This is a genomic window from Streptomyces sp. NPDC045956 (assembly GCF_056430705.1).
Map to the genome: position 1 here is coordinate 1 of NZ_JBWKKZ010000004.1, position 14551 is coordinate 14551.

The window sequence follows — 14551 nt, forward strand, 5'->3', positions numbered from 1 at the left end:
AAACGCCCGGTTACATTCCGAACCCGGAAGCTAAGCCTTTCAGCGCCGATGGTACTGCAGGGGGGACCCTGTGGGAGAGTAGGACGCCGCCGAACTCCTCTTAGAGCTCTGGCTCTTGGGCATGCAGCCCGAGAGCCAGAGCTTTTTTGCGTTGAGGTAAGGTCAGGGAGCATCATTGGCTCGTTTCACCCCAGGAGGCCCCCGCGTGGAGGTCCAGGAGACCCGCGTGCAGACCGACCGGGTCCTCACCATCCCGAACATCCTGAGCATGGCCCGCCTCGCCGGCGTGCCCCTCTTCCTGTGGCTCATCCTCAGGCCCGAGTTCGGGGGCCCCAAGAGTGACGGCTGGGCCCTCCTGGTGCTGGCCCTCAGCGGGATCAGCGACTACCTGGACGGCAAGCTCGCGCGGCGCTGGAACCAGATCAGCAGCCTCGGCCGGCTCCTGGACCCCGCGGCCGACCGGCTGTACATCCTCTCCACCCTGGTCGGCCTCACCTGGCGGGAGGTCCTACCGCTCTGGCTGACCCTCGTCCTGCTCGCACGCGAGGCCGTCCTGCTCGTCATGGTGGGGATCCTCCGGCGCCACGGCTATCCGCCGCCCCAGGTGAACTTCCTGGGGAAGGCCGCCACCTTCAACCTCATGTACGCGTTCCCGTTGCTGCTGCTCAGTGACGCAAGCGGATGGATCGCGTCACTCGCTGCTGTTTTCGGATGGGCGTTCGCCGGATGGGGTACAACCCTGTACTGGTGGGCAGGTGTTCTCTATGTGGTGCAGGTCCGCCGCTTGGTTCGCGCGGGCACCATGGCCGACTGACTCGTTCGCTGAATGCGCGGCCCCGACGGCCGGATGGCCCGCTCTGCCAAAGTGCGGGACTCTGGACGGGAGAAGTCGGTCAATCCGTCGTCTTAGAGGAGGACGCTTCCGACATGAAGGCCGTCGTGATGGCTGGAGGCGAGGGCACGCGCCTTCGTCCCATGACCTCGAGCATGCCCAAGCCGCTCCTGCCGGTGGCCAACCGGCCGATCATGGAGCATGTTCTGCGGCTGCTCAAAAGGCATGGGCTGAACGAGACCGTCGTCACCGTCCAGTTCCTGGCCTCGCTGGTCAAGAACTACTTCGGTGACGGCGAGGAGCTCGGGATGGAGCTCACCTATGCCAATGAGGAGAAGCCACTCGGTACCGCCGGAAGCGTCAAGAACGCCGAGGAGGCGTTGAAGGACGATGCCTTCCTCGTCATTTCCGGTGACGCCCTGACCGACTTCGACCTCACCGACCTGATCAATTTCCACAAGGAAAAGGGCGCGCTCGTCACCGTGTGTCTCACACGGGTGCCGAACCCCCTTGAATTCGGTATCACCATCGTCGACGAAGAGGGCAAGGTCGAGCGCTTCCTGGAGAAGCCGACCTGGGGCCAGGTCTTCTCGGACACCGTGAACACCGGTATCTACGTCATGGAGCCCGAGGTCTTCGACTACGTGGACCCCGATGTGCCCGTGGACTGGTCGGGTGACGTCTTCCCCCAGCTGATGAAGGAAGGCAAGCCCGTCTACGGCTACGTCGCCGAGGGCTACTGGGAGGACGTCGGCACCCACGAGAGCTACGTGAAGGCCCAGGCCGACGTGCTCGAGCGCAAGGTAGACGTCGACATCGACGGCTTCGAGATCTCCCCCGGCGTCTGGGTCGCCGAGGGCGCCGAGGTGCACCCCGACGCGGTGCTCCGGGGCCCCCTGTACATCGGTGACTACGCCAAGGTCGAAGCCGGCGCCGAGATCCGCGAACACAGCGTCGTCGGCTCCAACGTCGTCGTCAAGAGCGGCGCCTTCATGCACAAGGCAGTCGTTCACGACAACGTGTACGTCGGTCCGCACAGCAACCTGCGGGGCTGCGTTGTCGGCAAGAACACCGACATCATGCGGGCCGCGCGCATCGAGGACGGCGCGGTCATCGGCGACGAGTGCCTGGTCGGCGAGGAATCGATCATCCAGGGGAACGTGCGGGTCTACCCCTTCAAGACCATCGAGGCCGGCGCCTTCGTCAACACGTCCGTCATCTGGGAGTCCCGCGGCCAGGCGCACCTCTTCGGCGCCCGCGGGGTGTCCGGCATCCTGAACGTGGAGATCACGCCGGAGCTGGCCGTACGACTGGCCGGCGCCTACGCGACCACGCTGAAGAAGGGCTCCACCGTCACCACGGCCCGCGACCACTCCCGTGGTGCCCGTGCGCTGAAGCGGGCGGTGATCTCCGCCCTGCAGGCCAGCGCCATCGACGTACGGGACCTGGAGAACGTACCGCTGCCCGTGGCACGGCAGCAGACCGCGCGGGGCAGTGCCGGCGGGATCATGATCCGGACCACCCCCGGGGTGCCGGACTCCGTCGACATCATGTTCTTCGACGGGCAGGGCGCCGACCTGTCGCAGGGAAGCCAGCGCAAGCTCGACCGGGTCTTCGCGCGCCAGGAGTACCGGCGCGCCTTCCCCGGTGAGATCGGGGACCTGCACTTCCCGTCCAGCGTCTTCGACTCGTACACCGGGTCGCTGCTGCGCAACGTCGACATCACGGGGATCGCGGAGTCCGGGCTCAAGGTGGTCGTCGACGCCTCCAACGGCAGCTCCGGACTGGTCCTGCCGAGCCTGCTCGGGAAGCTGGGCGTCGACTCGCTGACCATCAACCCCGGTCTCGACGAGTCCCGGCCGACCGAGTCGGCCGACATGCGGCGGTCGGGGCTGGTGCGCCTCGGGGAGATCGTGGCCTCCTCGCGCGCTGCGTTCGGCGTGCGGTTCGACCCGGTCGGTGAGCGGCTGTCGCTCGTCGACGAGAAGGGCCGGATCATCGAGGACGACCGTGCGCTGCTGGTGATGCTCGACCTGATCGCCGCCGAACGACGCAGCGGGCGGGTCGCGCTGCCGGTGACCACCACGAGGATCGCCGAGCAGGTGGCGGCCTACCACGGGACGCAGGTCGAGTGGACGACCACCTCGCCAGACGACCTGACGCGGGTCGGCGGTGAGGAAGGCGCGATCTTCGGCGGTGACGGCAAGGGCGGCTTCATCGTCCCGGAGTTCAGCAGCGTCTACGACGGTACGGCGGCCTTCGTGCGGCTCATCGGTCTGGTCGCCCGGACACAGCTCACGCTGAGCCAGATCGACGCGCGGATCCCGCGGGCGCACGTGCTCAAGCGCGATCTCGCGACCCCCTGGGCCGTCAAGGGCCTCGTCATGCGGCGGGTCGTCGAGGCAGCCGGAGACCGCTTCGTGGACACCACGGACGGTGTGCGCGTGGTGGAGACCGACGGGCGCTGGGTCATGGTGCTGCCCGACCCGGCCGAGGCGGTCACCCACCTGTGGGCCGAAGGCCCCGACGACGCCTCCGCGCAGGCCCTGCTCGACGAGTGGGCCGCGGTGGTGGACAGCGCGGGCCGGTAATACGGGCCGCACGCGTGCGTGCCGGACAAGTGTCCCCAAGGGGGCCTGTCCGGCACGCCGGTGGGGCCATTCGGAGGTAGTGGGCGTGGCGTGCGACGATGTGCGGCATGCCGCAGCAACCCCCCGTTCGGAGCACCCCCACGCGGCCCGCACGCCCGGACGCGTCCATGTCGTTGATCACCAACGTCATGGACCACAGCCTCGACGACGGGTACGCCGAAGCCGCCGCGCGGAAGAAGGCCGACGGCAGCGGCGGAATGCCGAGGACCCTCCGGGCCAAGCTCGGACTGGCCGCCGGGCTGGTGCTGGCGGCCCTGGTGGTGACGGTCGGCGCCGCCCAGGCGCGGGTGGCCGCCCCCGCCGTCGCCAAGGAACGCGAAGAACTCATCGACCGCATAGAGGGGGAGACCTCGGCGGCCGACCGACTCGAGGAGAGCGTCGACACCCTCCGTGACGACGTCAGCGCGCGGCAGCACGAGGCGCTCGAGAAGAACGGCGACAGCGGACGGTCCGACCTGATGGGCATCCTGTCGGGTGCGGTGGAGGTGCACGGCCCCGGGGTGAAACTCGTCGTGGACGACGCCAAGGAGGCGGCCACGGGCGGCGACGGGCAGCCGCGCGGCACCTCCGGTTTCTCCGACACGGGCCGGGTGCGGGACCGGGACATGCAGCGCGTCGTCAACGGGCTCTGGGAATCGGGAGCCGAGGCCGTCTCCATCAACGGGCAGCGCCTGACCGCGCTGTCGGCGATCAGGGCCGCCGGTGACGCGATACTGGTCGACAACAGGCCGCTGGTGCCGCCGTACACGGTGCTCGCCGTGGGGGACGGGGAGCGGCTCGCCACCCGGTTCCAGGACAGCGCCGACGGGCTCTACCTGCACGCCCTCCAGGAGAACTACGGCATCCGGACGGCCATCTCCGCCGCCGAGGACCTCAAGCTCCCCGGCGCACCGAGCCTGATCGTACGTACAGCACAGCCGATAACCGAGAAGGGCACATCGTGATCGCCGTACTGGGCCTCGTCGTGGGAGTCGTGGCCGGCCTGTTGGTCCGGCCGGAGGTGCCGGCGGCCGTCGAGCCCTACCTGCCGATCGCCGTCGTGGCGGCGCTGGACGCCGTCTTCGGTGGTCTGCGGGCCATGCTCGACGGCATCTTCGACGACAAGGTCTTCGTGGTGTCGTTCCTGTCGAACGTGGTGGTGGCCGCGCTGATCGTGTTCCTCGGCGACAAGCTGGGCGTGGGGGCCCAGCTGTCCACGGGTGTCGTCGTCGTCCTCGGTATCCGCATCTTCTCCAACGCCGCGGCCATCCGCCGCCACGTCTTCCGGGCGTGAGGCCGATGAGCGACCAGGACGAGCAGAACACGAACCGGCTGCGCAGAGAGCTGCCCGACGAGGTACCGCCGGCGCGGAACGCCGAGGAGGCCCCGGCCGGTGACGCGCCGGACGGGCCGCGGGCGGGGCTGACCGGCAGGCAGCGGCTGGTGAAGGGGTTGTGGCCGCCGCGCCTCACCCGGGCCCAACTCATCGTCGCGCTGCTGCTGTTCGGGCTGGGCTTCGGCCTGGCCGTGCAGGTGGCGTCGAACAGCGACGGTGACAGCGCGCTGAGAGGTGCGCGACAGGAGGATCTGGTCCGCATCCTCGATGAACTGGACGACCGTACTCAGCGTCTTGAAGACGAGAAGCAGGGCCTCGAGCAGCAGCGCGACGAGCTGGAGAACAGCTCCGACCAGGCCGAGGAGGCCCGGAAGCAGACGCTCGAGAAGGAGCGGCAACTCGGCGTCCTCGCGGGCACCGTGGCCGCGCAGGGGCCCGGCATCACGGTGACGATCGAGGACACGAAGGGGACGGTCGAGGCGGACATGCTGCTCGACGCGGTGCAGGAGCTGCGTGCGGCGGGCGCGGAGGCGATCCAGGTGAACGGTGTGCGGGTCGTCGCCGGAACGTACCTCACGGACGCCGACAAGTCCGTGACCGTCGACGGGAACAAGATCAACGCGCCCTATCGTTTCCAGGTCATCGGCAAGCCGCAGGACCTCGAACCGGCTCTCAACATTCCTGGAGGAGTGGTGCAGACTCTGGAGAAGGAACAGGCCACCGTCACCGTCGAGCGGTCGGACAAGATCGTCGTGGACGCCTTGCGAGCAGCGAAGCGGCCTGACTACGCTCGGTCGTCCTCCCAGTGAACCGGTGGTGCATGGGGGACGTCCGGCCAGGGCATGAGGTTGCGGGGGGTCGGCGCACCGATTGGGTGGTGCGTGGTGGAAACTGTCTGGTGGAGACGGACGTTGTGAAGGTGTCCGGGTCGGTCAGTTGGTTCAGTCAGGGTTCGTCCTGCCCCACGGGCGGGTCTGTTTCGGTCAAGGGGAATCGCCCGTGAAGTTGTTTGCGAAGTTGTTCGGCAAGAGCGCGCGAGAGGGCAGCGACAACGCGACCGCGCGCCATCGCGCACAGCCCGACGCGGAGGGCCGACGCCCGATGTTCCGGGACCAGGTGGGTCCGGGCGGGGACATTTCCGGTGGTCAGGGCGCGGCGTCTGTTGACCCTGCACAGTCCGGCGGCATAGGTTTCGGGCAACCGTCAACCTCAGGTACGGGTGGAGGGTTTCCCCCCGGCCCGTACGCGTCGAACGCCCCGGCGGGGCAGCCGCGGCAGGAGGATCCGTCCATGTCGGCCCTGGTGTGCACGAGGTGCGGTAACCGCAACGCGGAGAACAGCCGCTTCTGCTCCAACTGCGGTGCGCCGCTGCGTGCCGGGGCGGTCCCGGAGCGTGCGTCCGAGACGACCTCCACGATCTCCATCTCCGGCCTGGAGGCGTACGACGCCGAGGTCACCGGTCAGACCGCGGTCCCGGCGCTCTCTCCCGAGGCGCAGGCCGCCGTCGACGCGCTGCCGCTGGGCTCCGCGCTCCTGGTGGTGCGCCGCGGCCCGAACTCGGGCAGCCGCTTCCTGCTGGACGGCGAGCTGACCACCGCCGGACGTCATCCGCAGAGCGACATCTTCCTGGACGACGTGACGGTCTCCCGTCGGCACGTCGAGTTCCGCCGCAGTCCGGACGGATCGTTCACGGTGGCCGACGTCGGCAGCCTGAACGGTACGTACGTCAACCGCGAGCGTATCGACCAGGTCGCCCTGTCGAACGGCGACGAGGTGCAGATCGGCAAGTACCGGCTGGTCTTCTACGCGAGCCAGCGGGGTTACTGACCCGCCCCCCGGGCCCCGGCCCGGGGAACCTCCAGGGAAGGTCCATGCTTCATACACCGAGCGGCGGTGCCGGGCACGGCGCCGCCGCCGCGGACAGTGGGCTGATGAGCATCGGCACGGTGCTGAACGCGCTGCGTGACGAGTTCCCCGACATCACCATCTCCAAGATCCGGTTCCTGGAGTCGGAAGGGCTCGTCGAGCCGCGGCGGACGCCGGCCGGATACCGCAAGTTCAGCGCCCACGACGTCGAGCGTCTGGGCCAGGTGCTGCGCATGCAGCGCGACCACTACCTGCCGCTGAAGGTGATCCGCGAGCATCTGGACGCCATGGAGCGCGGCGAGGCCGTGCCCCTGCCCTCACTGGGCAGGCAGCGGGACCCGGAGACCGCACCGGAGCAGGCCGAGGCACCCACGGCCGCCAGGATCGGGCGGGACGAGCTGCTCGTCGCGGCCGGTATCGGCGAGCAGGAACTGAAGGAGTGGGAGTCCTACGGGCTCGTCGCTCCACTGGCCGACGGGGCCTACGACGCCGAGGCGGCCACCGTCGCCTCGTTGGTGGTCGAACTGGGACGGTTCGGGATCGAGCCGCGTCACCTGCGGGTCATGAAGGCCGCCGCCGACCGGGAGGCGGGCCTCGTCGACCAGGTGGTCGCGCCGCTCAGACGCCACCGCAACCCCCAGACCAGGGCACACGCGGAAGCCCGGACCAAGGAGCTGGCGGGGCTGGCGGTGAGGCTGCACGCGGCGCTGGTGCAGAGCGCCCTGGGCGTGCGGCTGCCCTGAAACGGACGTGCACCTCAGGCCGGATCACCCGCTCGATCCCGGCCCGACTACCCAAAGGTCCCGGGCACGGCCTAGGGTTGCTGTGTGAACGAGCTCGATGTCGTAGGTGTCCGGGTCGAGATGCCCTCCAACCAACCGATCGTGCTGCTGCGCGAGGTGGGAGGCGACCGCTACCTTCCCATCTGGATCGGGCCGGGGGAGGCGACGGCGATCGCCTTCGCCCAGCAGGGGATGTCCCCCGCGCGGCCGCTGACCCACGACCTGTTCAAGGACGTGCTGGAAGCGGTCGGCCAGGAGCTCACGGAAGTGCGCATCACCGACCTCCGGGACGGGGTCTTCTACGCCGAGCTGGTCTTCGCCAGCGGTGTCGAGGTCAGTGCCAGGCCGTCCGACGCCATAGCGCTCGCGCTGCGCACCGGAACGCCGATCTACGGCAGCGACGCGGTGCTCGACGACGCGGGCATCGCCATCCCGGACGAGCAGGAGGACGAGGTCGAGAAGTTCCGCGAGTTCCTCGACCAGATCTCCCCGGAGGACTTCGGGACCAGCAACCAGTGAGCCGGGCGAGGCGGAGGTGGTGCGCGGTGTCACGCGGCCCCTTCCAGGCACATTCGGCTAGCCTTTCCCCGTGCCGGGGCACGCGAAACCACTCTCAGGGTGATTATCACTCGGCGTGCCGAGTGTGGCGATCGTTGACGCACCCTTGGTGACTGCCTACCTTCGAGGAGGCAGGTCAAGGACGGAGGTCGGCGTGAGAATCAGCGGCGACGGTACGGCTGGGGGTGGCCCCGGGCACAGCCTCGGGGAGAGTGGACCGTACCCTCCCCCGGGCTCTCGGCTCCGAGCGAGCGGGAGGTATCCCCAGCAGGGTGGCGCGGCCGACCCGGCTCCGCAGCGGCCGGCCGCCGTGCCGAGCAGCGGAGGGACGACGGCCATGGCGTCCGAGCAGATCGGCTACCGCGGGCCGACGGCCTGCGCGGCCGCCGGGATCACCTACCGGCAGCTCGACTACTGGGCCCGCACGGGGCTCGTCGAGCCCAGTGTGCGGCCCGCGCACGGTTCCGGGACACAGCGCCTGTACAGCTTCCGCGACGTCGTCGTGCTGAAGATCGTCAAGCGCTTCCTCGACACCGGGGTGTCCCTGCAGAACATCCGCACCGCGGTCCAGCACCTCAGGGAGCGCGGCTTCCAGGACCTGGAGCGGATGACGCTGATGAGCGACGGCGCCACGGTCCACGAGTGCACGTCCCCCGACGAGGTGCACGCCCTGCTCCAGGGCGGCCAGGGCATCTTCGGGATCGCCGTGGGAGTGGTGTGGCGGGACGTCGAGAGCGCGCTGTCGCAGCTGCACGGGGAGCGCGTGGACACGGGGGAGACCCTGGTCGGGCACAATCCGGCGGACGAGCTGGCGCGGCGGCGCAACCGGGCGGTCTGACCGGGCCGCCGCCGCGAGGCGATGTCAGTGGCGTAGGGCAGCATCGGAGATGTGAGAACCGCGCCCACCATCCTGCACCTCGACATGGACGCCTTCTTCGCCTCGGTGGAGCAGGCGTCCAAGCCGAGCCTGCGCGGGAAGGCCGTGATCGTGGGCGGCCTCGGGCCGCGCGGGGTGGTCGCCACCTGCTCGTACGAGGCGCGGGTCTTCGGCGTGCACTCGGCGATGCCCATGGGCCAGGCCCGGCGGCTGGCGCCCCACGCCGCGTACCTCGTGCCGCGTTTCGAGCTGTACCGGTCGATCAGTGAGCAGGTGATGCGGCTGCTGCGGGCCCTGTCGCCCCTCGTGGAGCCGCTGAGCCTGGACGAGGCGTTCGTGGACCTGGAGGCCGGCGGGACGGCCTGGGACGCGGCGTCGGCGCGGCTGGCCGGTGCCCGGCTGCGCACGGACATCCGCACCTTCACCGGCCTGACCGGATCGGTGGGACTCGCGGCGTCCAAGATGCTCGCCAAGATCGCCTCGGAGGAGGCCAAGCCCGACGGCCTGGTCCTGATCCGGCCGGGCACGGAGCGGGCCATGCTGGAGCCGATGTCCGTGCGGACGCTGCCCGGGGTGGGGCCGGCGACCGGCGACCACCTGCGGCGCGCCGGGATCACCACGGTCGGCGAGCTGGCGGAGGCGGGCGAGGACGAGCTGGTGCGGCTGCTGGGCAAGGCGCACGGGCACGCCCTGTACGCCATGGCCCTGGCCCGCGACGACCGGCCCGTCGTGTCGGAGCGGGAGACGAAGTCGGTGTCGGTCGAGGACACCTACGACGTGGACATCCACGACCGGGTGCGGGTCGGGGTGGAGGTGGGACGGCTGGCGGAGCGGTGTGTGCGGCGGCTTCGCGGGTCCGGGCTGTCGGGACGGACGATCGTGCTGAAGGTGCGCAGGTACGACTTCTCGACGCTGACGCGCTCCGATACCCTGCGCGGGCCCACGGACGATCCGGCGGTCGTGCGCGAGGCTGCGGCCCGGCTGCTGGACTCGGTGGACACCACGGGCGGTGTACGGCTGCTGGGGGTGGGCGTCAGCGGGCTGGCCGACTACACACAGGAGGACCTGTTCGCGCAGGCGGCCGGGGACCGGTCCGGGGAACTCGCCGAGGAGCCCGAGCCCGCCGAGAAGCGGCACGCACCGGCGCACGCCGAGCGCCGGTGGCCCTCGGGACACGACGTGCGGCACGCGGAGTACGGGCACGGATGGGTGCAGGGCAGTGGGCTGGGGAGGGTCACCGTGCGGTTCGAGACGCCGTACTCGGGGACCGGGAGGGTACGGACCTTCCCGGTGGACGACCCGGATCTGGCACCGGCGGATCCGCTGCCGCTGGTCCCGGCCGGGCCTGCCGGGCCTGCCGGTCCTGCCGGGCCGCGAAGACGGGGGGACGCGGAGGCCGCGCCCGCGGATTCGGCTCCGGAGGCCGGGGCGGGTGGCGGTTCGTCGGACCGTGAGCGTCCGGCTCCCGGCTAGCGGCGGGTTCCGGGGGGCGGGACGGTCAGCTCTCTTCCTTGCCCTGACCGGCCAGTTTGCCGAAGTCGCGGTCGGGGAGCGGGGCGGGCGCGGGCGCGGCCACGTCCAGACCGTAGTGGTGGTAGAGCTGAAGTTCCTGCTCCGGGGAGAGGTGGCGGCCGACGCCGAAGTCGGGGGCTTCCTTGATCAGCGTCCGCTCGAAGGGCACCCGCAGGGTGCCTTCGACCAGTTCGCTCGGCTCCAGGGGCACGAAGGCGTCCCTGCTGAACAGGCCGGTGCGTATGGCCGCCCACTCCGGGACGCCGGTCGCGTCGTCGAGGTAGACCTCGTCGACGGTGCCGATCCGGCTGCCGTTGCGGTCGAACGCCTTGCGGCCGATCAGGTTCCGCGGGTCGATGTCAGTACGCACGGGGCCCTCCACTTGGTCGCACTGGGATCGCACACCAGCCGCCGAATCATCCGTAAGTACCACAAAAGGGCACAAAGGCTGGGACGGCCACTCGAAGGTCCGTGCGGTGAGCACGCTGGTACGCTGGCAAATGGCTGCTGACCCCGTGCGGGAGAGTCCTCCGGACACCTCCGGAGGCGCCGAAGGAGCAAATCCTCCCCGGAATCTCTCAGGCTCACGTACCGCATGGACGAGGTCACTCTGGAAAGCAGAGCGGGTGTCGACGGCTTCCGCTCTCACCGACGGTGAAAGCCGGGTGGAGCCCTCGGGCCGTCCCGGTGAAGCTCTCAGGTCAGATGACAGAGGGGGAGGCCGTTCGGGTACCCGCGCCGTGGTGCCCCTCGAAGGTCGTCAGACCAGGAGGCCTCCGCAATGACCGCCCCTCGCATTTCGCTCTCCGAGCTCGAACAGGCCGCGCCGTTCGAGCAGCGCCACATCGGCCCCGACGACGAGGCCCGGGCCAAGATGCTCGCGCAGGTCGGCTACGGCTCGCTCGACGAGCTGACGGCCGCCGCGGTGCCGGATGTGATCAAGAACGCCGACGCGCTGGACCTGCCGGGCGCGCGCTCCGAGGCCGAGGTGCTGGCCGAACTGCGTTCGCTCGCCGACCGCAACCAGGTCCTCGACTCCATGATCGGCCTCGGTTACTACGGCACCTTCACGCCGCCGGTCATCCTGCGCAACGTCATGGAGAACCCGGCCTGGTACACGGCGTACACCCCGTACCAGCCGGAGATCAGCCAGGGCCGCCTGGAGGCGCTGCTCAACTTCCAGACGACGGTCGCCGAGCTGACCGGCCTGCCCACCTCCGGCGCCTCGCTGCTGGACGAGGGCACCGCCGCCGCCGAGGCGATGGCGCTGTCCCGGCGCATGGGCAAGAACAAGAAGGGCCTCTTCCTCGTCGACGCCGACGCGCTGCCGCAGACCATCGCGGTGATCCGCACCCGCGCCGAACCGACCGGTGTCGAGGTCGTCGTCGCCGACCTGAGCGAGGGCATCCCGGCCGAGGTCGCCGAGCGGGAGATCAACGGCGTCCTGGTCCAGTACCCCGGCGCCTCCGGTGCCGTCCGCGACATCAAGCCGGTCATCGACCGGGCGCACGAACTCGGCGCGCTCGTCACCGTCGCCGCCGACCTGCTCGCCCTCACCCTGCTGACGTCGCCCGGTGAGCTGGGCGCGGACATCGCCGTCGGCACCACCCAGCGCTTCGGCGTGCCGATGGGCTTCGGCGGTCCGCACGCCGGCTACATGGCGGTGCACGAGAAGTTCGCGCGCAGCCTGCCCGGCCGCCTGGTCGGCGTCTCGGTGGACGCCGACGGCAACAGGGCCTACCGCCTCGCCCTGCAGACCCGCGAGCAGCACATCCGCCGGGAGAAGGCCACCAGCAACATCTGCACCGCGCAGGTGCTGCTCGCCGTCATGGCCGGCATGTACGCCGTCTACCACGGCCCCGACGGGCTGCGGGCCATCGCCCGGCGCACCCACCGGTACGCCACGCTCATCGCGGCGGGCCTCGCGGCCGGCGGCGTCGAGATCGTGCACGGCGCCTACTTCGACACGGTCACCGCGCGGGTGCCCGGCCGCGCCGCCGAGGTCGTCCACGCCGCCCGCGAGAACGGCATCAACCTGCGTCTCGTCGACGCCGACCACGTGTCGTTCGCCTGCGACGAGACGACCACGCGCGCCCAGGTCGGCGGCGTGTGGAACGCCTTCGGCGTCGAAGGTGACATCGAGTCGCTGGACGCGGCGACCGGGGAGGCACTGCCCGACGCGCTGCTGCGCACGGACGACTTCCTGACCCACCCCGTCTTCCACCAGCACCGCTCCGAGACGGCGATGCTGCGCTACCTGCGCCGCCTCGCCGACCGGGACTACGCCCTGGACCGCGGCATGATCCCGCTGGGCTCGTGCACCATGAAGCTCAACGCGACCACCGAGATGGAGCCGGTCACCTGGTCCGAGTTCGGCGCGCTGCACCCCTTCGCGCCCACCGAGCAGGCGCAGGGCTACCTGACCCTCATCCGTGAGCTGGAGGAGCGGCTGGCCGAGGTCACCGGCTACGACAAGGTCTCGCTCCAGCCCAACGCCGGGTCGCAGGGCGAGTTCGCCGGTCTGCTGGCCGTACGCGGCTACCACCGGGCCAACGGCGACGACCAGCGCACCGTCTGCCTCATCCCGTCCTCCGCGCACGGCACCAACGCGGCCAGCGCGGTCATGGCCGGCATGAAGGTCGTGGTCGTGAAGACCGCCGAGGACGGCGAGATCGACGTCGAGGACCTGCGCGCCAAGATCGAGCAGCACCGCGACCAGCTGGCCGTGCTCATGATCACGTACCCCTCGACGCACGGTGTGTTCGAGGAGCACGTGGCCGACATCTGCGCCCAGGTGCACGAGGCCGGCGGTCAGGTCTACGTGGACGGCGCCAACCTCAACGCCCTGGTCGGCGTCGCCAAGCCGGGCCACTTCGGCGGCGACGTCTCGCACCTGAACCTGCACAAGACCTTCTGCATCCCGCACGGCGGCGGCGGTCCCGGCGTCGGCCCCGTGGCCGTGCGGTCGCACCTGGCGCCGTACCTGCCCAACCACCCGCTCCAGCCGGCGGCCGGTCCGCAGACGGGCGTCGGCCCGATCTCGGCGGCGCCGTGGGGCTCGGCCGGCATCCTGCCGATCTCGTGGTCGTACGTCCGCCTGATGGGCGGCGAGGGGCTCAAGCGCGCCACGCAGGTGGCCGTGCTGTCCGCCAACTACATCGCCAAGCGCCTGGAGCCGCACTTCCCGGTGCTGTACACCGGCCCCGGCGGGCTGGTCGCGCACGAGTGCATCATCGACCTGCGTCCGCTGACCAAGGCGACCGGTGTCAGCGTCGACGACGTGGCCAAGCGGCTGATCGACTACGGCTTCCACGCGCCGACGATGTCCTTCCCGGTGGCCGGGACGCTCATGATCGAGCCGACCGAGTCCGAGGACCTCGCCGAGCTGGACCGGTTCTGCGAGGCCATGATCGCCATCCGGGCGGAGATCGAGAAGGTCGGCTCCGGCACCTGGTCCGCGGACGACAACCCGCTGCGGGGTGCGCCGCACACCGCCGCCGCGCTGGGCGGCGACTGGGACCACGCGTACACGCGCGAGGAGGCCGTCTTCCCGGCCGGGGTGTCCGCCGCCGACAAGTACTGGCCGCCGGTGCGCCGCATCGACCAGGCATTCGGCGACCGGAACCTGGTCTGCTCCTGCCCGCCGCTGGACGCCTACGAGGACTGAGCCAGAGCCGTGCCGGGAGGCCCCGTCCGGCCCCGTAGGGGGTTCGGGCGGGGCCTCCCGGCGTGTCAGGCGGTGGCCAGGGACACCTCGGTCGACTTGACCAGCGCGACGACGGGAGTGCCGACGGACAGCGACAGGTCGTCGGCGGCCTCCCTGGTGATGGCGGCGGTCAGTTCGGCGCCCTCGACGGCCACCCGGACCGAGGCCATCGCCTCGCCGGCGGTGAGGGCGGTGACCGTCCCGGGCAGCCGGTTGCGGATGGACAGGCCGTCGACGCTGCCGGTGGCCAGGGCGACCTCCGTCGACTTCACCAGGGCGCGGACGGCGGACCCGGCGGCGAGGGAGAGGTCGTCGGCGGCGTCGCGGGTGATCGCCGCGGTGAGGTCCTGACCGCCGGAGAGGCGGACCCGGACCGTCGCCATGGCCTCGCCCGGCGTGACGGCCGTGACGGTGCCGGTGAGTTGGTTGCGGATGCTCAGGCTCATGCGGGC

Annotated in this window: 13 protein-coding genes, 1 rRNA gene and 1 riboswitch; of the genes, 12 read left to right on the forward strand and 2 right to left on the reverse strand. The window is 70.5% G+C overall.

Annotation, left to right across the window (positions count from 1 at the left end; all coding sequences use genetic code 11):
- The 11 genes from rrf to AC07FV_RS12140 form a co-directional block, all read left to right on the forward strand.
- A 5S ribosomal RNA gene (gene rrf / locus AC07FV_RS12090) occupies window positions 1-95 on the forward strand; the annotation flags it as partial.
- Between the two features lie 110 nt (window positions 96-205).
- Window positions 206-814 (forward strand): cardiolipin synthase ClsA, encoded by a 609-nt coding sequence (gene clsA, locus AC07FV_RS12095; protein ID WP_356606236.1) that lies wholly within the window; start codon window positions 206-208, stop codon window positions 812-814.
- A 113-nt stretch (window positions 815-927) separates the two neighbouring features.
- Window positions 928-3423 carry a sugar phosphate nucleotidyltransferase gene (locus tag AC07FV_RS12100; protein ID WP_479086659.1) on the forward strand — a complete coding sequence of 832 codons (2496 nt, stop codon included), beginning with the start codon at window positions 928-930 and terminating at the stop codon, window positions 3421-3423.
- Between the two features lie 107 nt (window positions 3424-3530).
- Window positions 3531-4427, forward strand: coding sequence for a DUF881 domain-containing protein (locus AC07FV_RS12105; protein ID WP_479086660.1), 897 nt, complete (start codon window positions 3531-3533; stop codon window positions 4425-4427).
- Window positions 4424-4756, forward strand: a complete 333-nt coding sequence (locus tag AC07FV_RS12110) for a small basic family protein (RefSeq protein ID WP_003977440.1) — start codon at window positions 4424-4426, stop codon at window positions 4754-4756. The genes AC07FV_RS12105 and AC07FV_RS12110 overlap by 4 nt, the downstream gene beginning before the upstream one ends.
- Window positions 4757-4761: 5 nt before the next feature.
- Complete coding sequence (locus AC07FV_RS12115; RefSeq protein WP_479086662.1) at window positions 4762-5607, forward strand: DUF881 domain-containing protein; 846 nt, start codon at window positions 4762-4764, stop codon at window positions 5605-5607.
- Between the two features lie 61 nt (window positions 5608-5668).
- Window positions 5669-6625: an FHA domain-containing protein gene (locus tag AC07FV_RS12120; RefSeq protein WP_479086663.1), complete on the forward strand. Its 957-nt coding sequence runs from the start codon at window positions 5669-5671 to the stop codon at window positions 6623-6625.
- 44 nt (window positions 6626-6669) lie between these two features.
- A complete protein-coding gene (gene ftsR, locus AC07FV_RS12125; protein ID WP_479086665.1) occupies window positions 6670-7407 on the forward strand; it encodes a transcriptional regulator FtsR in 738 nt (245 codons plus the stop codon).
- An 84-nt stretch (window positions 7408-7491) separates the two neighbouring features.
- On the forward strand, window positions 7492-7965 hold the full coding sequence (locus AC07FV_RS12130; RefSeq protein ID WP_356606246.1) for a bifunctional nuclease family protein: 474 nt from the start codon (window positions 7492-7494) through the stop codon (window positions 7963-7965).
- Window positions 7966-8158: 193 nt separating this feature from the next.
- Window positions 8159-8842 (forward strand): MerR family transcriptional regulator, encoded by a 684-nt coding sequence (locus AC07FV_RS12135; protein ID WP_479086666.1) that lies wholly within the window; start codon window positions 8159-8161, stop codon window positions 8840-8842.
- Between the two features lie 51 nt (window positions 8843-8893).
- Window positions 8894-10354 (forward strand): DNA polymerase IV, encoded by a 1461-nt coding sequence (locus AC07FV_RS12140; protein ID WP_479086667.1) that lies wholly within the window; start codon window positions 8894-8896, stop codon window positions 10352-10354.
- A 25-nt stretch (window positions 10355-10379) separates the two neighbouring features.
- Here the strand turns inward: AC07FV_RS12140 and AC07FV_RS12145 are convergent, their stop codons facing one another.
- Window positions 10380-10763, reverse strand: a complete 384-nt coding sequence (locus tag AC07FV_RS12145) for a PRC-barrel domain-containing protein (protein ID WP_479086668.1) — start codon at window positions 10761-10763, stop codon at window positions 10380-10382.
- 138 nt (window positions 10764-10901) lie between these two features.
- Window positions 10902-10997, forward strand: a riboswitch (glycine riboswitch).
- A 177-nt stretch (window positions 10998-11174) separates the two neighbouring features.
- Here AC07FV_RS12145 and gcvP point away from each other — a divergent pair.
- Window positions 11175-14060, forward strand: a complete 2886-nt coding sequence (gene gcvP / locus AC07FV_RS12150; RefSeq protein WP_479086670.1) for an aminomethyl-transferring glycine dehydrogenase — start codon at window positions 11175-11177, stop codon at window positions 14058-14060.
- A gap of 65 nt (window positions 14061-14125) precedes the next feature.
- Here the strand turns inward: gcvP and AC07FV_RS12155 are convergent, their stop codons facing one another.
- Window positions 14126-14545 carry a TOBE domain-containing protein gene (locus tag AC07FV_RS12155; RefSeq protein WP_479086672.1) on the reverse strand — a complete coding sequence of 140 codons (420 nt, stop codon included), beginning with the start codon at window positions 14543-14545 and terminating at the stop codon, window positions 14126-14128.
- Between the last annotated feature and the right edge of the window lie 6 nt (window positions 14546-14551).

What these genes read in the sequence shown, in the direction of transcription:
- AC07FV_RS12155 (WP_479086672.1), bottom strand. Translation starts at nt 14,545, where the DNA reads ATGAGCCTGAGCATCCGCAACCAACTCACCGGCACCGTCACGGCCGTC.
- AC07FV_RS12100 (WP_479086659.1), top strand. Translation starts at nt 928, where the DNA reads ATGAAGGCCGTCGTGATGGCTGGAGGCGAGGGCACGCGCCTTCGTCCC.
- ftsR (WP_479086665.1), top strand. Translation starts at nt 6,670, where the DNA reads ATGCTTCATACACCGAGCGGCGGTGCCGGGCACGGCGCCGCCGCCGCG.
- AC07FV_RS12115 (WP_479086662.1), top strand. Translation starts at nt 4,762, where the DNA reads ATGAGCGACCAGGACGAGCAGAACACGAACCGGCTGCGCAGAGAGCTG.
- AC07FV_RS12105 (WP_479086660.1), top strand. Translation starts at nt 3,531, where the DNA reads ATGCCGCAGCAACCCCCCGTTCGGAGCACCCCCACGCGGCCCGCACGC.
- gcvP (WP_479086670.1), top strand. Translation starts at nt 11,175, where the DNA reads ATGACCGCCCCTCGCATTTCGCTCTCCGAGCTCGAACAGGCCGCGCCG.